Annotated in this window: 20 protein-coding genes; 7 read left to right on the top strand and 13 right to left on the bottom strand. The window is 63.2% G+C overall.

Going from position 1 to position 19,623, the window contains the following annotated elements; all coding sequences use genetic code 11:
* Positions 1–34: 34 nt before the first annotated feature.
* From VOI21_RS11310 to VOI21_RS11290, 5 genes are all read right to left on the bottom strand, one after another.
* The gene (locus VOI21_RS11310) at positions 35–346 is read right to left on the bottom strand and encodes a heavy metal-binding domain-containing protein (protein WP_323769982.1); all 312 of its coding nucleotides are present in this window, start codon (positions 344–346) and stop codon (positions 35–37) included.
* Between the two features lie 71 nt (positions 347–417).
* Positions 418–639: a hypothetical protein gene (locus VOI21_RS11305; RefSeq protein WP_323769981.1), complete on the bottom strand. Its 222-nt coding sequence runs from the start codon at positions 637–639 to the stop codon at positions 418–420.
* Positions 639–2,171, bottom strand: coding sequence for a Fe-S cluster assembly protein SufB (gene sufB / locus VOI21_RS11300; protein WP_323769980.1), 1,533 nt, complete (start codon positions 2,169–2,171; stop codon positions 639–641). Before sufB ends, VOI21_RS11305 begins: the two co-directional genes overlap by 1 nt.
* Before the next feature lie 15 nt (positions 2,172–2,186).
* Positions 2,187–3,290, bottom strand: coding sequence for a cysteine desulfurase family protein (locus tag VOI21_RS11295; protein WP_323769979.1), 1,104 nt, complete (start codon positions 3,288–3,290; stop codon positions 2,187–2,189).
* Positions 3,291–3,293: 3 nt separating this feature from the next.
* Positions 3,294–3,761, bottom strand: coding sequence for an Rrf2 family transcriptional regulator (locus tag VOI21_RS11290; protein ID WP_323769978.1), 468 nt, complete (start codon positions 3,759–3,761; stop codon positions 3,294–3,296).
* Between the two features lie 187 nt (positions 3,762–3,948).
* Here VOI21_RS11290 and VOI21_RS11285 point away from each other — a divergent pair, with 187 nt between their 5' ends.
* Positions 3,949–4,602, top strand: coding sequence for an alpha/beta hydrolase (locus tag VOI21_RS11285; protein WP_323769977.1), 654 nt, complete (start codon positions 3,949–3,951; stop codon positions 4,600–4,602).
* 9 nt (positions 4,603–4,611) lie between these two features.
* The gene (locus VOI21_RS11280; RefSeq protein ID WP_323769976.1) at positions 4,612–4,893 is read left to right on the top strand and encodes a hypothetical protein; all 282 of its coding nucleotides are present in this window, start codon (positions 4,612–4,614) and stop codon (positions 4,891–4,893) included.
* 67 nt (positions 4,894–4,960) lie between these two features.
* On the opposite strand, the gene VOI21_RS11275 is transcribed toward VOI21_RS11280, so the two are convergent.
* The 6 genes from VOI21_RS11275 to VOI21_RS11250 all read right to left on the bottom strand — a co-directional run bounded on the left by VOI21_RS11275 (position 4,961) and on the right by VOI21_RS11250 (position 13,445).
* On the bottom strand, positions 4,961–5,389 hold the full coding sequence (locus VOI21_RS11275) for a DUF1801 domain-containing protein (protein ID WP_323769975.1): 429 nt from the start codon (positions 5,387–5,389) through the stop codon (positions 4,961–4,963).
* A gap of 101 nt (positions 5,390–5,490) precedes the next feature.
* Positions 5,491–6,885: a dihydrolipoyl dehydrogenase gene (gene lpdA / locus VOI21_RS11270; RefSeq protein WP_323769974.1), complete on the bottom strand. Its 1,395-nt coding sequence runs from the start codon at positions 6,883–6,885 to the stop codon at positions 5,491–5,493.
* 78 nt (positions 6,886–6,963) lie between these two features.
* Entirely contained in the window at positions 6,964–7,545 is a 582-nt protein-coding gene (locus VOI21_RS11265; RefSeq protein WP_323769972.1) for a DUF924 family protein, read from the bottom strand.
* Positions 7,546–7,644: 99 nt separating this feature from the next.
* A complete protein-coding gene (locus VOI21_RS11260) occupies positions 7,645–8,907 on the bottom strand; it encodes an MFS transporter (RefSeq protein ID WP_323769971.1) in 1,263 nt (420 codons plus the stop codon).
* A 171-nt stretch (positions 8,908–9,078) separates the two neighbouring features.
* Positions 9,079–10,134, bottom strand: coding sequence for a tRNA preQ1(34) S-adenosylmethionine ribosyltransferase-isomerase QueA (queA, locus tag VOI21_RS11255; protein ID WP_323769970.1), 1,056 nt, complete (start codon positions 10,132–10,134; stop codon positions 9,079–9,081).
* A 17-nt stretch (positions 10,135–10,151) separates the two neighbouring features.
* The gene (locus VOI21_RS11250) at positions 10,152–13,445 is read right to left on the bottom strand and encodes an AsmA-like C-terminal region-containing protein (protein ID WP_323769969.1); all 3,294 of its coding nucleotides are present in this window, start codon (positions 13,443–13,445) and stop codon (positions 10,152–10,154) included.
* 82 nt (positions 13,446–13,527) lie between these two features.
* Here VOI21_RS11250 and VOI21_RS11245 point away from each other — a divergent pair, with 82 nt between their 5' ends.
* The 4 genes from VOI21_RS11245 (at position 13,528) to VOI21_RS11230 (ending at position 16,885) form a co-directional block, all read left to right on the top strand.
* Positions 13,528–13,989 (top strand): peroxiredoxin, encoded by a 462-nt coding sequence (locus VOI21_RS11245; RefSeq protein WP_323769968.1) that lies wholly within the window; start codon positions 13,528–13,530, stop codon positions 13,987–13,989.
* A gap of 95 nt (positions 13,990–14,084) precedes the next feature.
* Positions 14,085–14,909 carry a ferritin-like domain-containing protein gene (locus VOI21_RS11240; RefSeq protein ID WP_323769967.1) on the top strand — a complete coding sequence of 275 codons (825 nt, stop codon included), beginning with the start codon at positions 14,085–14,087 and terminating at the stop codon, positions 14,907–14,909.
* Between the two features lie 163 nt (positions 14,910–15,072).
* On the top strand, positions 15,073–16,383 hold the full coding sequence (locus tag VOI21_RS11235) for a M23 family metallopeptidase (protein ID WP_323769966.1): 1,311 nt from the start codon (positions 15,073–15,075) through the stop codon (positions 16,381–16,383).
* On the top strand, positions 16,373–16,885 hold the full coding sequence (locus tag VOI21_RS11230; protein WP_323769965.1) for a polymer-forming cytoskeletal protein: 513 nt from the start codon (positions 16,373–16,375) through the stop codon (positions 16,883–16,885). The genes VOI21_RS11235 and VOI21_RS11230 overlap by 11 nt, the downstream gene beginning before the upstream one ends.
* A gap of 96 nt (positions 16,886–16,981) precedes the next feature.
* On the opposite strand, the gene VOI21_RS11225 is transcribed toward VOI21_RS11230, so the two are convergent.
* Positions 16,982–17,266: a hypothetical protein gene (locus tag VOI21_RS11225; protein WP_323769963.1), complete on the bottom strand. Its 285-nt coding sequence runs from the start codon at positions 17,264–17,266 to the stop codon at positions 16,982–16,984.
* A gap of 202 nt (positions 17,267–17,468) precedes the next feature.
* Here VOI21_RS11225 and VOI21_RS11220 point away from each other — a divergent pair, with 202 nt between their 5' ends.
* Positions 17,469–18,851 carry a hypothetical protein gene (locus tag VOI21_RS11220; RefSeq protein ID WP_323769962.1) on the top strand — a complete coding sequence of 461 codons (1,383 nt, stop codon included), beginning with the start codon at positions 17,469–17,471 and terminating at the stop codon, positions 18,849–18,851.
* A gap of 58 nt (positions 18,852–18,909) precedes the next feature.
* Here the strand turns inward: VOI21_RS11220 and VOI21_RS11215 are convergent, their stop codons facing one another.
* Entirely contained in the window at positions 18,910–19,494 is a 585-nt protein-coding gene (locus VOI21_RS11215; RefSeq protein WP_323769961.1) for an HNH endonuclease, read from the bottom strand.
* Positions 19,495–19,623 lie beyond the last annotated feature (129 nt).

The raw sequence follows: 19,623 nt of genomic DNA, 5'->3' as shown, positions 1-19,623 counted from the left end.
GGCGCGAGGGTGTTCTATGGTTTGGGGCGGTGGATCAGTCGATCACCACCGCGGTGCCGCTGGCCGAAACCATCAGCATATTGTTGATCACTTCATAATCGAGGTCGACGCCCACAACGGCGGTGCCACCGATGGACGCGGCGCGCTCTTCCAGTTCCCGCAGCGCGGTTTCGCGGGCTTCTTGCAGGCTGGCCTCATAGGCACCCGAGCGACCGCCTATGATATCGGTGATCCCGGCAAAGATGTCGCGGAATACGTTGGCGCCAAGGATCGCCTCACCCACCACGATGCCCTTGTAGGCGGTGATGCGGCGGCCTTCGATGGCCGGGGTCGTGGTGACAATCATCGTTCAACTCCAAGATCTTGCGAAACTTCGTTCAGGTAAGACACCTGCCAAAAGATCCATCCGCGCTGTCGTTACAGCGGCCCCCACATGCCCCACAAATTGCAGAGCCGGGTGCCAAAGAGGCTGGGTTCACAGTCGCGGACCCGCATGGCCGTCTCCACGTCTATCCCGTAAAGGAAGGTCGGGTCGTACTGCGGACCGGCGGCCAGCGCCGGTTCCTGCAAGCCAACACCGCCGACCAGCATCATAACGCCCGCCAGCAGCAGACCCGCCAGTCCGACCCGCCGCAGCATCAGCCCACGGACCCTTCAAGCGAGATCGCCACCAATTGCTGTGCTTCCATGGCAAACTCCATCGGCAGCGCCTGCAACACGTCGCGGCAGAACCCGTTGACCACAAGGGCGACGGCCTCTTCCTCATCCATGCCGCGCTGACGGCAATAGAACAGCTGGTCGTCGTCCACCTTGGAGGTCGTCGCCTCGTGTTCGACGCGGCTGCTGTTGTTCTTGACCTCGATATAGGGGACCGTATGCGCCCCGCATTTATCCCCGATCAACAGCGAGTCGCACTGCGTGTAGTTGCGCGAATTCTTGGCCTTGGGGTGCATCGACACCAGCCCGCGATAGGTGTTTTGCGCCACGCCTGCGCTGATCCCCTTGGACACGATGCGCGACCGCGTATCGCGGCCCAGATGGATCATCTTGGTGCCGGTGTCGGCCTGCTGGTGGTTGTTGGTGATGGCGATGGAATAGAACTCACCTTGAGATTCATTGCCGCGCAGGATGCAGGACGGGTATTTCCACGTCACGGCAGAGCCGGTTTCCACCTGTGTCCACATCACCTTTGCCCGGTCGCCCCGGCAATCGGCGCGCTTGGTGACAAAGTTGTAGATGCCGCCCTTGCCCTCTTCGTTGCCCGGATACCAGTTCTGGACGGTCGAGTATTTCACCTCGGCGTCTTCTTCGATGATGATCTCGACCACGGCGGCGTGCAGTTGCGCCACGTCCCGCTGCGGTGCGGTGCAGCCCTCAAGGTAGCTGACATAGCTGCCCTTGTCGGCGATGATCAGGGTGCGTTCGAACTGGCCGGTGTTCTCCGCATTGATGCGGAAATAGGTCGACAGTTCCATCGGGCAGCGCACGCCCGGCGGCACATAGACAAACGACCCGTCAGAAAACACGGCACTGTTCAGCGTGGCGTAAAAGTTGTCCGACACCGGCACCACAGAGCCAAGGTATTTCTTGACCAGCTCGGGATGCTCACGGATCGCCTCGGAGATCGAGCAAAAGATCACGCCGGCCTTTTTCAATTCCGCCTGAAAGGTTGTGCCCACGGACACGGAATCGAACACCGCATCCACCGCCACGCGGCGCTCACCTTCCTTGGCCTCCGCCGGGGTCGCATCCGCGCCCTCGACGCCCGCAAGGATCATCTGTTCCTTCAGCGGAATGCCCAGTTTTGCGTAGGTTTCCAGCAGCTTGGGATCGACCTCATCCAGCGACTTGGGCTTTTCGGTCATCGACTTGGGCCGGGCGTAATAATACTGGTTCTGAAAGTCGATCTCGGGATAGTCGACCATCGCCCAGTCGGGCTCTTTCTTTTGCAGCCAGCGTTCATAGGCCGCCAGACGCCAGTCGGTCATCCACTGGGGTTCATCGTTCTTTTCCGAGATCAGACGCACGATATCCGGCGTCAGCCCCTTGGGGGCGTATTCCATCTCGATATCGGTGTCCCAGCCGTGTTTGTAGGTGCTGACCGATTTGACGGCATCGACCGTCTCCTGGTCGACACCTTCCTTGACTGTCACTTCATCGAAAGCCGCCATCGGGTTTCCTCTCTTTCATGCGGCCCGCGCGCGGTGCCGCTGGTATTTGCTGATCCAGGCGTCGCAAAAGCGCGCCACGTCGTCTTCTGTTGTGTCCAGACCCAGGCTCACCCGGATGGCGCTCCCTGACGTCTGGTCGTCATATCCCATCGCTTCCAGCACCCGGCTCCGGCGGACCTTGCCGCTGGAACAGGCGGACCCGGCGCTGACCGCAAAGCCCGCAAGGTCCATCTGCATGACCTGCGTTTCACCCTTCCATCCGGGCGTGGCAAGGCAGACGGTGTTTGGCAGGCGCGGCGACTCTTTCCCGACAGAAATAGTCACCTCAGAGGCAGCCTCAAGAGATTCTTCTAGAATGTTTCTAAGTTTTTCGACACGGGCCCAGTTTCCTGCCGCAACGTCACGCTGCGCCGCCTCTGCCGCCGCGCCAAATCCGGCGATGCCGATGACGTTCTCGGTGCCGGACCGCCGCCCCATCTCTTGCCCGCCGCCCTTCAGGATCGCTTGCGGATCGTCGCGGGTAAAGTTGATGAAGGCACCCACACCCTTGGGGCCCCCGATCTTGTGCGCGGACAGGATCATATAGGCCGGTTTGCGCTCCTCGGGGTAGAGAACCGGCACCTTGCCCGCCATCTGGGTGATGTCACAAACGACCGTCATGGCACCGGCACTCGGCACCACCGACCGGTCCGGCATCATGATCCCGGTTTCGCTGTTGGCGGCAGAGATGGCCACCAGTGCCGCCTGCCCGCCCAGCACATCCAGATCCCCGACCGTGCCATCTGCGCGGTGCAGCGCGGGCAAATCGACCTCTGACCAGACGTTCAGACAATCGTGTTCCGTCGGCAGCGCGGCAAACCCCCCGCCATGCCGGTCCTTTTGCGCCACCGCCAGCGCCGCCGCCTCTGTCGCGGAGCCGGTAAAGATCACCTGCGAGGTCAGGCAGCCCACCAAAGCGGCAACTTGCGCGCGCGCCGTCTCGATCACGCCTTTGGCGGCCCGCCCTTCGGCATGGACCGATGAGGGATTGCCCAATACATCCATCGCCGCAATCATCGCCGCGCGCGCCTCTGGGCGCAGCGGCGTGGTGGCGTTGTGATCAAGGTAGACCCGCGACATGCCTCACTTGTCCTCTTCATCCACCACGGCAAAGATCGACGGCACCGCCGGACAGGGTGCCAGAGAGTTCTCGACCACATCCGACAGGCGCGTCTGGTGCAGGAACACATAGACATGCGCCGACAGGCTCTGCCACAGGCGGTTGGTCATGGATTGCGCACGGCTGCCGGACAGCGCGCCAGAGGCCCCCGCGCCCACATGCATTGCATCCACCGTCTCATCGACCGCGGCCAGCACTTCGACCACCCGGATCTCGGACGGGGCCCGCGCAAGGCGGTATCCGCCACCGGGTCCGCGTACCGATTCCACCAGTCCGGCGCGCCGCAACTTGACGAACAACTGCTCCAGATAGGGCAAAGAAACGTCCTGACGTTTGGAAATATCGCCCAGCGTGACCAGCCCGTCAGAGGCCTGCATCGCGATATCCGTCAACGCAACCATGGCATAGCGTCCTTTGGTGCTCAGTTTCACGGCTTCTCCGCCCCTGTTTGCGGCGGCAATTGACCTTGTCCGTTCAATTGCCTATCTGCTTTCCAGCCCGGATCACGCCAAAGCCGATTTAGAAACCTTCTAAAGTAGCTGCGTGTTTTGGTCAAGAATGCCACGGCGACCGAATGAGCCGCCCGGCCAGTTGCTGTGTAAGGAGCCACTCCGCCCCATGCCCGAGGTCATTTTTCCCGGACCCGAAGGCCGCCTTGAAGGCCGCTATCACCCGCAAAAAGACCGCGATGCCCCCATCGCGATCGTTCTGCACCCTCACCCGCAGTTCGGCGGGACCATGAACAACAAGGTTGTCTACAACCTGCACTACGCGTTCTACAACATGGGCTTTACCGTGCTGCGGTTCAATTTCCGTGGTGTCGGGCGCAGTCAGGGCGAATACGATCAGGGTGTCGGCGAACTCTCCGATGCGGCTTCTGCGCTCGATTACCTGCAATCGATGAACCAGAACTCCAAGCATTGCTGGGTGGCCGGTTTTTCGTTTGGCGCGTGGATCGGGATGCAGCTGCTCATGCGCCGCCCCGAGATCACCGGATTCGTTTCGGTCTCTCCACCCGCGAACATGTACGACTTCAGCTTTCTCGCGCCCTGCCCCTCGTCCGGTCTGATCATCAACGGCACCGCCGACCGCGTGGCGCCGCCGGCCGATACCCGGTCGCTTGTGTCCAAGTTGCATGAGCAAAAGGGGATCACGATCACCCACGAAGAGGTCGAAGGCTCCGGGCACTTCTTTGAAGAACCGCACATGGACACGCTGATGGGCTCGGTCTCCACCTACGTAAAGCGTCGCCTGACCGAAAACACCCGTTGAGGAGTTCCCATGTCCGTCGTCGATGATCTGGCAGACAAGCTCGCCCGCGACACCATCAAGGCGATGGACGTGCTTGGGGACGAGAACCTGCCGGATCAGGTGGCGGCGGTGCTGGGCGCTTCGTCGCCCTCGTCCGAGGAAATCTTTCGCGCCGCCGTCCGCATCCGACTGGCCGAGCGGCGCGCCCGAGGGTTCCTGAACGACCACGTCCAAAAGGCGCTGGAGGCGAAGAAACGCGGCGATGCGGTGCCGCAGGCGATCGCGCCCGGATCGGATAACGAAAACCTCTGACCCGGCTCCTTGGCCGGGTCGCCATCGGGTTCATTTGGTCGGCGTGGCCTAACGTCAGGCACCATCCTCAGCTTGCTTCGATTGGCCAGTGTCCGGCCAGATCGTCCAGACCGGCACGGATCAACTCTGCCAGAACCGCCAGATCCACCTTGGACAGCGCGCCCAGATACAAACAGGACTTCCCCATCCTGTGCGGCCCCAGCCGCGACAGAATCGCGCCGAAATCCGCGTATCCGGGCATGATGTAGACAACCATATTGGCCTTTCGCGGGGCAAAGCCGGTGGCCAGACTCTGCCCGGAATGCCCGCTGGCATAGGTATAGGCGTAGCGCCCGTATCCGACCATGGACCCACCCCACAGCACCGGGTTCCAGCCCGTCACCTCGCGAAACAGCCGGTCCAGAACCAGCGCATCGTCACGCCGTCGCGGCGGATCTACTCCGGCCAGATAATCCGCGACCGAGGCCGCCGAAGGCTGTGTCTTTTGATCCGCCATGTTCCCACCCCTGAACGGTGCATCCGGTCTGGCCGCGATGTCCAACTACTCAGGCGAAAGGCACTGGCCTTCCTGTTCGCCCAGTTGTCAAAAACCAGCCGTCAAAAATGGATCGCCCGGCCCCAGGCGTCCAGAACGGATTCGTGCATCATCTCGCTCAATGTCGGGTGCGGGAACACGGTCTGCATCAGGTCCGCCTCTGTTGTCTCCAACTGCCGACCGACGACATAGCCTTGGATCAGTTCCGTCACCTCGGCCCCGACCATATGGGCACCCAGCAGCGCGCCGGTCGCCGCGTCGAACACCGTCTTGACCATGCCCTCCGGTTCTCCCAGCGCGATGGCCTTGCCATTGCCGATAAACGGAAAGCGCCCGACCTTGACGTCAAAGCCCTGCGCCTTGGCCTGCGCCTCGGTCAGACCCACAGAGGCGATCTGTGGCTGGCAATAGGTGCAGCCCGCAATGCTGTCCGGGTCCACCGCATGCGGATGCCCGCCCGCGATCAATTCGGCCACCATGACGCCTTCATGGCTGGCCTTGTGCGCCAGCCAGGGCGCGCCCGCGATGTCGCCAATCGCATAGATGCCCTCGACGCCCGTGCGGCACATCGGGTCGGTCACGACATGGGACCTGTCCACCCGGACGCCCATATCCTCCAGCCCCAAACCTTCTACATTTCCAACAATACCCACAGCCGAAATCACTGTATCAACGGTGATCTTTGACTTATCCCCATTTTTATCCACATGGGCGACAACCGCATCCCTGCCACGCTCCAACTGCGTAACCTTGGCCCCTTCGAGGATGCTCATGCCCTGTTTCACAAACTGCTTTTTGGCGAAGGCGGCGATCTCTTCATCCTCGACGGGCAGGATGCGGTCCATGACCTCGACCACCGTAACCTTGGCCCCCAACGTGGCATAGAAACTGGCGAACTCGATGCCGATGGCCCCCGATCCGATGACCAGCAGTTTCGATGGCATCCGCTTGGGGACCAATGCGTGTTTGTAGGTCCAGACCCGGTCGCCGTCCGCCTCCAGCCCCGGCAACTCGCGCGCCCGCGCGCCGGTCGCCAGCACCACGTTGGCGGCCTCCAGCACCTGTGTCCCCTTGTCGGTCGTGACATGCACCCGCCCCGGCCCATCCAGCCGCGCGGTGCCCATGATCGCCGTCACCTTGTTCTTTTTCAGCAGGTGGCCGACGCCGGAATTCAGCTGTTTCGCCACCCCGCGCGAGCGTTTGACCACCGCGTCCAGATCATAGCCCAGACCTTCGGCCGTCAGCCCAAAGTCCTTGGCGCGCTGCATCAGGTGGAAAACCTCGGCCGAGCGCAGCATCGCCTTGGTCGGAATGCAGCCCCAGTTGAGACAGATCCCGCCCATGTGTTCGCGTTCGACCACCGCGACGCGCAATCCCAGTTGGGCCCCACGGATGGCCGCCACATAGCCCCCGGGCCCGGCCCCGATCACCACCATGTCAAAGCGTTTCGCGCTCATGCCGCCCCTCCCTGCAAGCTATTGCAGCGAAGGCTAGCTTAGCGTCGCACGCGGGGCAATCACCCCGCGCGCGCCATGTCAGGCGGCGACGTCGGCCTGCATTGCGCGCAGGGTCGTGCCATAGCCGCCATTGTCCAGAAAGCCCTTTTCGGCTTCCGTGGTGCGCCGCGCCAGCGCGTCGTTGCGAAACGGAAAGCGGCCAAAGTCGCGGATCACCTGACGGTGGACGCGGGCGTGCAGCAGGTTGCTGTCCGACTCGGGCATCCGTTCCTTGAACAGCCGCACGCAGCGGTCCTGATCGCAGAGGTTTTCGGCATGCATCAGCGGCATGTAAAAGAACTGCCGCGCCGGTGCGTCGATCTTGAGATCCCAGCCCCGATGGATCGCCTGTTTTGACGCCGCGCGCGCCACCTCGTCCGAGGCAAAGGCGCGCGGATCGTCGCGGAACATGTTACGCGGAAACTGATCGGCCAGAATGATATAGGCCAGTGCCCCTGACGGATATGTCAGCCACAGACCGAAACGCCCCTCCATCAACCCCTTCAATGCGCCGCCAAACCGCGTCCGGATCGTCTCGTCCAGCGCGTCGTCCTTGGCGTACCAGCCTTGGGGTCCCACCTCATCCAGCCAAAAGGCCAGTACATCGTCGGGCGTGATCATCTGTTTCTCCTTTGTCACCCGTTACGCATCCCACCACGAAAGATTATTGCGCATACTGCGGCAGGCACCCAAATCACGAATTCTGTCAGGTTCTGACAGTCAAGGCTTTGGAGCCCCTGCATCTTCGTCCTGCTGGTCGATGAAATATTCCTGCGCCACCTCGACGGCGACCTGCGTCGAAGAGGGCATGACCGGCGCATAGGCGCCCGTGTCCCCGACAGAGGGCGCAGCCCGCTGCGTCATCCGGTACAGCGCATAGACCGCGATGATCGCAAGCAATCCCAGGATCAACACAAAGAACCCGCTTGGCCCGGCGACCCCCATGACCCAACCAATCACCAGCGGACCGGCGATGGCGCCCATGCCGTTGACAAACAACAGTCCGGCAGAGGCGCTGGCCATGTCTTCGGGCTGGAGAAAGTCGTTGGTATAGGCAATAAGCAGCGAATACAGCGGGTTGGAACAGCCGCCGATCACAAAGGCCGAGGCCACCAGAATGGTGAACGATCCGCCAAGCGCGGCGGCAACCCCGGCGGCCACGGCTCCGACCGCCGCCACCAGCATGACCAGCCGCCGCCGGTCGACCCGGTCCGACACCCAGCCCAAGGGGTATTGCAGCACCAAGGCGCCAACATAGAACGACGCGACAAAGATCGAAATCTGGCTGAGTTTCAGGCCCACCTCGGTGGCATAGACAGCCGCCATGCCGAACTGCGCCGAAAACACGCCGCCCAAAAAGAACATCCCCACCATGCCCAGCGGCGACACGCCATACAGCTCTCGCAGGGTCATCGGTTTGGAGGATTCAAAGGCCGGTGTCGGCTGGATCGACAACAGGATCGGCGCAAATGAGATCGAGACCAGCACCGATGGGATGACAAACAGCAAGAACCCGGAGGCATCCGGTATCACCAGCAGGCCCTGACTGATGATGATGCCGCCCATCTGGACGATCATATAGGCCGACAGGGTCTGGCCGCGTGTCTCATTGTCGGCGGCATTGTTCAGCCAGCTTTCGGCGGTCACATAAACGCCGCAGAAACAGAACCCCAGCACCAGCCGCCCCAGCGTCCAGGCAATCGGATCCTGCAAGGCCGGAAACAGGATCAGCGCCGCCGAGATCAGCGATCCCAGCGCCGCAAAGACCCGGACGTGACCAACCCGCCGGATCATCCCCGGAACGTTGCGCGACGCGAACAAAAACCCGGCGAAATAGCCCGACATCACAATCGACATGGTGCCCGCAGAGAAACCCGCCTCTGCCCCGCGCACGCCCAGCAAAGAGCCCTGCAACCCGTTGCCGATCATCAGCAGCAACATTCCGAGCAAAAGCGCCCAAGAGTTTTTCAGCACGTGGAGCAATGGTTTATTCCTTCTTTGGCCCACCCTGATGGGCACGGATGATCATTTCCAGACCATAGGCGACGCCCTGCACGATTCGATGTCGCAGGGAAACCACTCAAGGCAACCGGGCGGCGGAAAGCCGCGTCCGGGGGCGCTCGGGTCTTGGAATGTCTTTGGGGTTCGGGGCCGTCAGCCGCGGGGCGGCAACAGCAAAGAGGCGTCCCCGTAGGAGAAAAAGCGATACTCCGCTGCGACGGCGTGGTCATAGATCCGGCGGATACGCTCTGGCCCCATCAAGGCCGAGACCAGCATCATCAGCGTCGATTTCGGCAGGTGGAAATTGGTCATCAGCGCGTCGGTCACGTTGAAGGTGAAGCCGGGATAGATGAAGATATCCGTCACCCCCCGGAACGGCGCGATCTGGCCACCCCGCGCCGCCGTTTCGATCAGCCGCAGCGCCGTGGTCCCCACCGGGATCACCCGGCCCCCGGCGGCGCGCGTGGCGGCGATTTCCGCGGCGGCTGTGTCCGACACCTCGCCCCATTCGCCGTGCATCTTGTGGCTGGTCACATCCTCAACCTTGACCGGCAGGAAGGTGCCCGCGCCCACATGCAGCGTGACATGGCTGAAGGTGACGCCCTTCTCCCGCAGCACCGCCAACAGCGCATCGTCGAAATGCAAAGAGGCCGTGGGCGCGGCCACGGCCCCGGAGTTGCGCGCCCAGACGGTCTGGTAATCCTCCCGGTCGCGGTCATCGGCGGCGCGTTTGGCGGCGATATAAGGCGGCAGCGGCATCGCACCCGCCGCGTTCAGCGCGACATCGAAATCCTCCCCCGACAGGTTGAACCGCAGCTTTCCCTGCCCCGCCTCGCGCGCCTCAAGAGTGGCGCTCAAGTCATTGGAAAACTGTATCTCCTCGCCATCGCGCACCTTCTTTAGCGGCTTGATCAGCGCCGCCCAAGTGCCATCCGCCTGCGGCTCCAGCAGGGTCACCTCAATCCTGGCCTCGGTCTCTCCCGCATCGGACCTCCGTCGGCGCAAACCTTGAAGTCTGGCCGGTATCACCTTGGTATCATTCAGGATAAGCCGATCTCCTGCCCGCAACCACTGCGGTAGATCAAACACATACGCGTCCGCAATCGCGTCCCCCTCGGCCACCAGCAGCCGGGCAGAGGAACGCGGGCGCGCAGGTCGCGTGGCAATCAGCCCGTCGGGCAGATCAAAGTCGAAATCGCTTAGTTTCATAGGTCAACCCATTGGGATCATTGCGATAGCTTAGGCGGAGGCCGCCGAAAGATGTCACGGAACATGCCCGGAGTGAAGGCCGAAAGCGGGTTGACCAGCACACGCGGCTTTTCGACCGTACCGCGCAGGTTGAAGTTGAAGCCAATCAGCCCCTCACCCTGCCGTGAGATCAGCCGCCCGATACCGTTCACCAGATAGATCGGCGACAACACACCCTGCATGTCCATCCGCCCGGACCCGAGGTCATAGTAGCCGTCCAGCGAAATCCCCATCGACGGCCCCACTGCGCTGGACCGGCTGATCACAACCCGGCTGGGGGTCAGGCGGAACCGCGCCTCGACCTCGCTGAAAAAGATCCCCGGACCGTTCAGTTGGTCCAGCAGGCCGATGATGCTGACCGCATCCAGCAGCGCCGCGATGGCGGGTGCCTTGCGCAGCCGTGTGCCCTTGATCGTCATCATCCCGTCATAAGTGCCGGGCTTGCCCTTGACCGGCGCAAGGTCCAGCCGAAAGGACCCGTCGCGCACGGTCTTGAGCATGTTGGTCGCGCGCAACACGTCGCCCGCGTCCTCTGCGGTGATGCGAAAGGCGGTGCCGCCGTTCTGCGGCACGGCCATCCCCTTGACCGGAGCACGCCCGCCCAGCATGGCGGTGAACGGCCCGTTCAGCCCTTGGGTGGTGTCGAAATTGGCGCGAAAATCCTCAAACACGATGCTGTCCGTCAGCCGCAGACTGTCAAGCGTCAGCGCCAGCGGCGCGCCGCCGCCGCCCGGTCCCGAACCGCCATCCGATCCGGAACTGGAGGTGAACGGCGCGTTGCGCATGTCGATGCGGCCCTTGTCCACCTCGATCGCCGGAATCCCCCCGCCGCGCGACACCAGCCGCCCGCTGACATCCAGCCAGTCGCTGACCGTCAGCCGCGACAGCTCCAGCCGGTCAAAGCCGCCGGAGCGGGTCAGCAGGACACGCCCGTCCGCCGTCAGCCCCGCACCGGACAGCGCGAGGCTTTCAATGGTCGGCACCTCGCCCAACAGGCCCGCGACGCTGAACTTGCCGCGCGCAGCGGGGGGCAGATCCCAGCCGATCTGCGGCAGCGACAGGCCAAGACCGTCCAGATCGCTGGTCAGTTCAAACCGCGCCGGAGCACCGCGCGGCATGTCGATGCGCAACCGGCCAATGCCGCGCCCGCGCACACTGCCCGGTGGCAGCCCGATGCCAAGGGCGGCGATGCTTTGCGCGGTCAGGGTGACATCGGCATCGACCTCGCCGCCGCTGCCTTGCAGGGGCCGCGCCCAGCGGCCCTTGGCGGGTACGCCGTCCACCAGAACAGCCCCCTCCAGCGCCACTGCGGCGTTGGTGACGCTCAGGCCCAGACGGTCGGCGGTCAGCGGTTTACCCGGGATAGCAGTGGGCGCATTGACGTCGCGCAGCGTGCCGGACAGGTCAAGCACCACATCCTGCAAGGTCATCCCCTCGATCAGCGGCAAGGCTATGCGCCCCGTCACGCGCGCCGTTCCGCTGGCCATGTCGACGGTGCGGTCGGCCTTGTCGATCAGTCGCCACGCCTCGTTGTTGAGATAGGCCAGCGCGGCAGTCACACCACCCGCCGCCTTAAGGCGGACCTCACCCACGGTCGGGCGCGCGCGCAGGTCGGCAATCACGAATTCCGATCCCGAAATGTCGATCGGGCCGCGCCCGGCATCCGTCGTGCCCGCGTCCAGCCGCAGGCCCAGTCGGTCTTCGTGAATGGTCAGTCGTCCCGCCGCGCCGGTCAGTCCCGGCAGGCGCGGGTTAAAGGTGGCGATTCCTTCTGAAAATCCAAGATCAAGGTAGGTCTGCGGTCTGTCGCTGCCCGGCGCGGCGCGTAACGCAAAATGGACATCCTCGATCCTTCCGCTTGTAAGGTTGTTGGTGATCCACAGACGCACACCCGGAAAGCGATCCGAGGGCCAAAAGCTCAGGACTTGCTCTGGGGTTGTGCTGGCGGCGTGGGCGTCCAGCGACAATTGCCAGCCGGCTCTTTCCGCCGACAGCCGCCCGAAGGCCCGCAACGGATAATCCGGATCGGTCACGCGCAATTCGCCCAGTGTCATCTGAAAGGGCTCAAGCCGGATCTTAAACGCCATCTCGGCCCCGGTCAGCGCAATCGGGCGCTCCAGCAAAGCGCCCTCGGCCAGCGACATGTCGGTCAGTGCGAACTGGCCGGTCAGCCCCTGCGGCCACCCGGTCTCGATCCCGTTCAGGCGCGCGGTTCCCGCCGCCGTCACCGTACCCAGAGGTGAGGTCAGCTGAATACGCTGAAACCGCAGAACGCCCTCGTCGGGCCGGTAGGTAAAGGCGGTTTCCGCTGCGTCAAAGGGCAGCGCGCGGGTGGCGGCGGTGGGTTGCAGCGCGCCTGCGCCGATCTGCAAGGACGCCTCCAACGGTTGCAACGTACCGGCCTCGTCCAAGGCCGACCGCAGCGCGCCAGAGATCGGCGCGTCAAGTTCCTTGAGCCAGGCCAGCGCCGGACTCTGCGTGGCGATGTCGCGCGATGCCAGCCCGTGCAGGATGATACTGAAATCAAGCGTTTGCGCGCCAATCGGGCTTTGCGCCTCGACCTCGACGGTGGCGACCCCGTCACCGCCCGACAGCAGCGCCACGTCGCCTGTCGCCCGCAGCATACCGTCCTCGCGGGCAAGCCGCAGCCGCCCGCCATCCGCCGTCCAGCCCCGCCGCGCGCGCTGATCCTCGTACCGCAGGGTCAGCGCGTCCGCCTCAAAGGCCTCCAGTTGCGCCAATCGCGGGTCGGCCATCACAGAGTCGATCTGCGCGATGATCTGGCTGATGTCGGGCATGTCCGCGCCTTCGGAAAAGGCGTCGCCAAGGGCAAGCCCCAGCCGCCCGTCGCCATCCCGCCGCAAGGTGACAAAGGCCCCGGACACCTGCGCCTCGCGCAGCACCACCTTGCCGCCGAGCAGCGCGCGGGGCGAAATCCCCGCCTCGATGTCCGATAGCTGCGCCACCGCCGCGCCATTCGCGTTGCGGATGTCCACGTCCCACAGGATGATCCGCGCCAGACCGGACCGTTGCACCAGCAGGCTCATCCGACCGAAATCAACGCTGATTCCCGGCAGGCTCTGGGCGATGCGCGCCTCGATCCGGTCCCGAACCCAACCCGGCGCATCCACCGGGCGTCCGATCATCAGGTAGGCCGACACACCCGTCGCCGCGATCAATGCCAGCAAAACCAGCAGTACGGCACGACCCCGCCGTCGCCGCCGGCGGCGCGGCGGCGGTGTCGCAGTCTGGTCTTCGCGTTCACTGCTCACTGGAAGCCCGCACCTTCTGTCTTACTCTCACATGGCGTAGCTCTATGGCACATCTTAGCGCATCGTAACAAAGGAGATATCCATGTCCGACACCGCCCCGACCCCTGCGCCCGCCTTCACCCTGCCCTCGACCGCCGGAGAGGTCTCGCTTGCGGCGCTCAAGGGCGCGCCGGTTGTGCTGTTCTTCTACCCCCGCGACGACACCTCTGGCTGCACCAAGGAGAACGAGGCTTTCACCGCCCTGTTGCCCGACTTCGAGGCGCTGGGGGTCAAGGTCTACGGTGTGTCCAAGGACTCGATCGCCAGTCATGAAAAGTTCATGGCCAAGAAGAACCTGACCGTGCCGCTGATCTCCGACGAAGGCTCTGACCTGTGCGAAAAGTTGGACGTGTGGAAGGAAAAATCCATGTATGGCAAGACGTTCTGGGGGATCGTACGGTCCACCTTCCTGATTGATGCCGACGGACAGATCGTACGGGAATGGCGCAAGGTCAAGGTGCCCGGCCACGCCGAAGAGGTGCTGGAGGCGACCCGCGCGCTCTGAACCCGCAGCCCGGCAGGGGGCCTTGCGTCATGGCGGCGCGGCCCTCATACCCCCCGGGCAATCCTGCACCTGAACTAGCCTGAGGGGCGCGCCCGATGATGAGCCTTTGCGAAATGGCGGTGGACGTTCTGACCACCGCCGATGGCCGGCAGAAAACCGCCAAGTCGCGGCAGTATGCGGCGCAATGGGCCGCCGCTCGCGAGGCCGGCACACCGATTCCGGTAGGCCGCGCCGACCCGCCGCTGCGGCCCGCGCGACCCGAACAGCCGGAACTGCTGGACCCGCGCAACGTGCCCAAGCGCAAACCCGGCAGCCCGCAGGGACGCATCGCCCTGCTGCACGCGGTCGCGCATATCGAGCTGAACGCCGTCGATCTGCACTGGGACATCATCCCGCGCTTTGCCGGAACCCCCATGCCTGCGGGGTTCTATGACGACTGGGTCAAGGCGGCGGATGAAGAGAGCAAACACTTCAACCTGATGTGCGATTGCCTTGAAGAAGCGGGCAGCTTTTACGGCGCTCTGCCCGCCCATGCGGGGATGTGGCGTGCCGCAGAAGACACAGTTGATGATTTAATGGGCAGGCTCGCCGTGGTGCCAATGGTGCTTGAGGCGCGCGGTTTGGACGTCACTCCGGGCATGATCGAGATCTTTCGAAAGGCCGGTGTCACCAGCGCCGTCGCCGCCCTGGAAACGATCTATGCCGAAGAGGTCAGCCACGTCGCCTACGGGTCGAAATGGTTCCACTTCTTGTGTGGCAGGCACGACACGGACCCAATTGTTGTGTTTCATGATCTTGTCAGACGCTATTTCAAAGGCGCGCTCAAACCCCCGTTCAATGAGGAAAAACGCGCCGAAGCGGGCCTGCCGCCGGACTTCTATTGGCCCCTCGCGGATCAGGCCCAGCCAAGAACCCGTTGAATCGGCGGTTTTTTGCCATTTCGGCCTCTTCCCGCCGGTGCGACCGAATCGCATGGCTAAAATTCTTGCGGAATGACGAATGTGTGAGGTAAGCCCGACGGCAGGGTGTCGTTCTGTGGGGACAGCGAACACCTTTTTTGGGACGGGACTAGGGGACAGTCGGGTGAGATCACGTCTGACGATCAGATTTCATGCGCTCGTTGAGCGCTTTTTTCCAGAACGTCGGCTCTTTTTGAGATCCGACACCGATACGCGGTTCATCCGTCTTCGGTCTGAAACGCAGGCAGTGGCTTTTGTCGGTCTGACCGCGCTGATGGGCTGGACCATCGTGGCCACAGCGATCCTGCTGATGGACTCCATCGGTGCCGGAAACTTCCGCGAACAGGCCAAACGTGAGCAGGTGACCTATCAGCAGCGTCTGAACGCCCTGTCGGCGGAACGCGACGCCCGCACCGCCGAGGCACTGGCCGCGCAGGATCGTTTCTCCGCAGCGCTTCGTCAGGTATCGGTCATGCAGACCGAACTGCTGGACTCTGAGGCGCGCCGCCGCGAGCTGGAAACCGGGATCGACGTGATCCAGACCACCCTACGCGACGTCATGAAATCGCGTGAGGACGCCACCAAACGTCTGGCCGAGCTTGAATCCGACCTCAAGGGTGAGGTCGCCGTGGCACGGGCAAGCGGTGATGATGCCACCGTGAACCTGCTGACCGACGCGCTGGCACGGGTTGCCGAAGAACGCGATCAGGTCATTGCCGATGCGCAACTGTCGCTGATCCGCGCCGCAGAGATGCAGGCCGCCATCGAAACCCTCGAAGACAAGAATGATCGCATCTTCCGCCAGCTCGAAGAGGCGATGACCGTTTCCGTCCTTCCGCTGGACAAGATGTTCGAAAAGGCCGGCATGAACCCGGACCGCATTCTGGATGAGGTCCGCAAGGGTTATTCCGGTCAGGGTGGCCCGCTGACTCCGCTGTCCTTCTCGACCAAGGGTGATGACGCCCCCTCCCCCGACACCCTGCGCGCCAACCGCATTCTCAACCAGATGGACCGGCTGAACCTGTACCGGATCGCCGCCCAGAAAGCGCCTTTCGCATCGCCGCTCAAGGATGCGTTCCGCTTTACCTCGGGCTTTGGCTATCGCTGGGGCCGCCTGCACGCGGGCACCGATTTCGCCGCCCCCCACGGCACGCCGATCTACTCCACCGCCGATGGCGTCGTGATCCATGCCGATTGGCAGTCGGGTTATGGACGGCTGGTTAAAATTCAACACGAATTTGGCATCGAGACACGCTATGCGCATATGTCCAAAATCCGCGTGAAAGTCGGGGATAGGGTCTCGCGCGGGCAGCGGATCGGTGATATGGGAAACACTGGTCGATCGACCGGGACTCATCTCCACTACGAAGTCCGAGTCGGTGGCAAACCCGTCAATCCGATGATCTATATCAAGGCTGCGAACGATGTTTTCTAAGAGCAAGATCAATGAGCCCGGCCACAAGGCCGACGACGTGTCGAAACCGGCCATGCCTGAGCCTTCGAAAGCTTCCGCAGGGGACTACAAGCCCGCAGCGACGCCCAAGGCAAAGCCACCGGCCTCTGTCCTGTCCGCAGACCTGCACGTGACCGGGAACCTCAAGACAACCGGCGACATTCAGGTCGAGGGCACCGTGGAAGGCGACATTCGCGCCCACCTGCTGACCATCGGCGAAAGCGCCACCATCAAAGGCGAAGTGGTTGCCGATGACGTGGTGGTGAATGGCCGCATCGTCGGTCGCGTGCGTGGCCTCAAGGTCCGCCTGACCGCCACCGCCCGCGTCGAGGGCGACATCATCCACAAGACCATCGCTATCGAATCCGGTGCCCATTTTGAGGGATCGGTTCAGCGTCAGGACGATCCGCTGAACGGCGGCAAGCGCCCGGTTCAGCCGCAGGCCGCAGCGCAGGCAGCTCCGGTTGCGTCAGGCAACGACTAATCGCGATACGCAGTCTCAGACCTTAAAAAGGCCCCGCATTTGCGGGGCCTTTGTCGTTTCAGGGCGCGTCTCCGGGACGTGGTGCCCGGACCGGTATCAGTTACCGCCCTGCTGTTGCTGAACCTGTTGTTGCGTCTGAACCTGTTGTTGAGCTTGGGTGCGTTCACGCGTCCGCACCTGATTGCCCGCTGCCACGTCCGGGCTGACCGGGCCGATCACGGTCCCGTCGTCCCCGATGAGATAGCCATCGACGATGGTCCCGTTCACGACGTTGCCATATTTGTCGAACTGCGGCACAACCACAATTTCGTTCTGTTCGGTCTGCGCGCAGGCCGCCGCAAATGCCGCGCACGCGCAGGCCGCAATCCATGTCTTGCGCATTGTCTGTCCCTCTTGTGATAGATTCCCCAAAGCACTGTGCGCTGTGACGGCACCCACCGCAAGATCACACCTGCCATGGTTAGAATATATCCCCTGCTCTGTGACCGGGAATCCGACAAGTCCGCCGCGCGCGACCCGGAAAAGGCTCGCCTTGGCGGGCTGATTTTGCTTTGCTGAGGGCACTCCCGGGAAAGGACACGACATGCACCGCCTGCTGACGCTGATACTTTGCCTGTTGCTCAGCCCGGTTGCGGCCAATGCAGCGCGCATCGGCCTGACGGATGACCCTGCCTACGGCTGCCTTATCGAGCTGAGCGGCAAGATCGAACCCGGTGACGCAACCCGCCTGCGCGCCGCCATCGAAGAGGCCGCCCGCCTGCCCCGCTATGACGGCACGATCTACGTCAACGCCGACCTTGAGGACGGGCGACCGAACTTCGGCATCTACACACCTCTGCACCTGTGTCTCGACAGCCCCGGCGGATCGCTGAGCGAGGCGATGGACCTGATCGACATCGTTCACGGCCATCTTGGCACGGTGATCCGGGCCGGGGCGCGCTGCGAAAGCGCCTGCGCATTGGTCTTCATGGCGGGCAGCCATTCGACAGAGACGGATTTCGGCCTCTCGGTGAACCGCTTTCTGCACGTCGAGGGGCGCTTGGGCTTTCATGCGCCCAGCCTGACCGTCGCCGAGGGCCGCTATGACGCCGACACGGTCGAACGCGCCTACCGGGTGTCGGTCTCTGTCACCGAACTGATTTTCCGCAACCTCGTCCGCTTTCGGTTTTCGCCCTCGCTGGCCGCCCGGATGCATGCCACCCCGGCCGAAGACATGTTTTACGTCACCACGGTCGAGCAGGCCGCACGCTGGGGAATCGCCGTTCTGGGCGTCGACCGCCCCGCTGCCTTGTCCGATGCGGTCATCCGCACCGCCTGCGGCAATCTCTACCTGTCGGCACTGGACCGCACGACCAGTGACCCGGATGCCTGGCCCACGCATTACGGCGGGCTCAACGAACCGGTCGAACGGCTGGCCAATCAAGGCTACAGCTACCGCGCCTTCGGGCAGGAGGCCGCAGGGGCCTGCATCGTCAACACCGAAGACCCAGGTGACGAATACGCGGTCTCCAACAGCTTTTGGGGCACAGCGCCCCTTGTCCGCGATTCTGTCTGGGCCACGGCCAACGTGCGCGATGCAGAGCCGCCGGTGTTTTTCGGGTTTCTCCAGAATTACATGGCCTGGCCGGGTCAACTGCCGCTGGACGCCCTGCCCCGCAATGGGCAGGCTCGCGTTCTGACCTCCCAAGGCACCTGCACCGTTTTCGATGGCGCGGACCGGCTGACCGACAGCGATCCCTGCACCCGCACGCGACAGGCCATGGCCGATGGCGGCATGACCGACACCCATCTCTGGCCCTCCGGCGCGCGCACCTTGCTGGTCTATCAGGGCGGCACCGTCGCGGTGAATGGCCGCCCCGGCAGCGCCAGCTATTGGCCGCTGGACCCGGTGCCGGGCGCGCCGCGCCCGACCTGCACGCTCAACAGCGGCTCTGGCAATCGGTTCTGTTTTCAACCTGCCCCGTGACGCGCGACACTGACCAGAGCACCGGCCCCGTCCCATGGTCGCCCTTGGGCCAGAGAGGTCACGCCTCCAGCACCGCATCCCAATAGAGGAAATCCAGCCAGCTTTCGTGCAGATGGTTCGGCGGGAATCGCCGCCCCATGTTCAAAAGCTCGCCGGCAGACGGCTGCCGTGGCGGTTTGCGCAGCGACATGCCGACCTGCCGCAAACTTTTGGAGCCTTTGCGCAAATTACATGGCGCACAGGCTGCCACCACGTTTTCCCAGCTTGTCACCCCCCCGGCGGCGCGGGGAATCACGTGGTCAAAGGTCAGATCTGTCTTGGTCCCGCAATACTGACAGTGAAATTCGTCCCGCAGAAAAAGATTGAAGCGCGTGAAGGCCACGCGCTTCTGCGGTTTGACGAAATCTTTCAGGACCACCACGCTGGGGATCCTGATCGACATACTCGGACTGCGCACCACCTCATCGTATTCAGCGACGATATCCACCCGGTCAAGGAAGGACGCCTTGATCGCATCCTGCCATGTCCAAAGGCTTAGCGGATAATAGGAAAGTGGTCGGTAATCCGCGTTCAGCACCAACGCGGGGTGATGCTTGAGCGCGCCCGGTTCGCGCACAAAGTTGGTTCTGAACTCGGTATTCATGAGAGACTCGCCCTCTGCCCTGCCTGCTCGATCAAAAAGCACCAGAGCGGGGAACCCGCCCCAGCTTGAATTTACTATATCTCGCGTTTGCGCTCTGGCAAGTCCCGCAAGATGCTGTGGTCAGACAGA

Source organism: Antarctobacter sp. (assembly GCF_034670325.1).
Lineage (GTDB): Bacteria > Pseudomonadota > Alphaproteobacteria > Rhodobacterales > Rhodobacteraceae > Antarctobacter.
The sequence above is the reverse complement of the archived record's forward strand: the minus strand, read 5'-3'. Positions and strand labels throughout refer to the sequence as shown.

Bases quoted from the DNA above. Each gene is read 5' to 3' on its own strand.
- VOI21_RS11310 (WP_323769982.1), bottom strand. From the start codon at position 346: ATGATTGTCACCACGACCCCGGCCATCGAAGGCCGCCGCATCACCGCC.
- VOI21_RS11305 (WP_323769981.1), bottom strand. From the start codon at position 639: ATGCTGCGGCGGGTCGGACTGGCGGGTCTGCTGCTGGCGGGCGTTATG.
- sufB (WP_323769980.1), bottom strand. From the start codon at position 2,171: ATGGCGGCTTTCGATGAAGTGACAGTCAAGGAAGGTGTCGACCAGGAG.
- VOI21_RS11295 (WP_323769979.1), bottom strand. From the start codon at position 3,290: ATGTCGCGGGTCTACCTTGATCACAACGCCACCACGCCGCTGCGCCCA.
- VOI21_RS11285 (WP_323769977.1), top strand. From the start codon at position 3,949: ATGCCCGAGGTCATTTTTCCCGGACCCGAAGGCCGCCTTGAAGGCCGC.
- VOI21_RS11280 (WP_323769976.1), top strand. From the start codon at position 4,612: ATGTCCGTCGTCGATGATCTGGCAGACAAGCTCGCCCGCGACACCATC.
- VOI21_RS11275 (WP_323769975.1), bottom strand. From the start codon at position 5,389: ATGGCGGATCAAAAGACACAGCCTTCGGCGGCCTCGGTCGCGGATTAT.
- lpdA (WP_323769974.1), bottom strand. From the start codon at position 6,885: ATGAGCGCGAAACGCTTTGACATGGTGGTGATCGGGGCCGGGCCCGGG.
- VOI21_RS11265 (WP_323769972.1), bottom strand. From the start codon at position 7,545: ATGATCACGCCCGACGATGTACTGGCCTTTTGGCTGGATGAGGTGGGA.
- queA (WP_323769970.1), bottom strand. From the start codon at position 10,134: ATGAAACTAAGCGATTTCGACTTTGATCTGCCCGACGGGCTGATTGCC.
- VOI21_RS11245 (WP_323769968.1), top strand. From the start codon at position 13,528: ATGTCCGACACCGCCCCGACCCCTGCGCCCGCCTTCACCCTGCCCTCG.
- VOI21_RS11240 (WP_323769967.1), top strand. From the start codon at position 14,085: ATGATGAGCCTTTGCGAAATGGCGGTGGACGTTCTGACCACCGCCGAT.
- VOI21_RS11230 (WP_323769965.1), top strand. From the start codon at position 16,373: ATGTTTTCTAAGAGCAAGATCAATGAGCCCGGCCACAAGGCCGACGAC.
- VOI21_RS11225 (WP_323769963.1), bottom strand. From the start codon at position 17,266: ATGCGCAAGACATGGATTGCGGCCTGCGCGTGCGCGGCATTTGCGGCG.
- VOI21_RS11220 (WP_323769962.1), top strand. From the start codon at position 17,469: ATGCACCGCCTGCTGACGCTGATACTTTGCCTGTTGCTCAGCCCGGTT.
- VOI21_RS11215 (WP_323769961.1), bottom strand. From the start codon at position 19,494: ATGAATACCGAGTTCAGAACCAACTTTGTGCGCGAACCGGGCGCGCTC.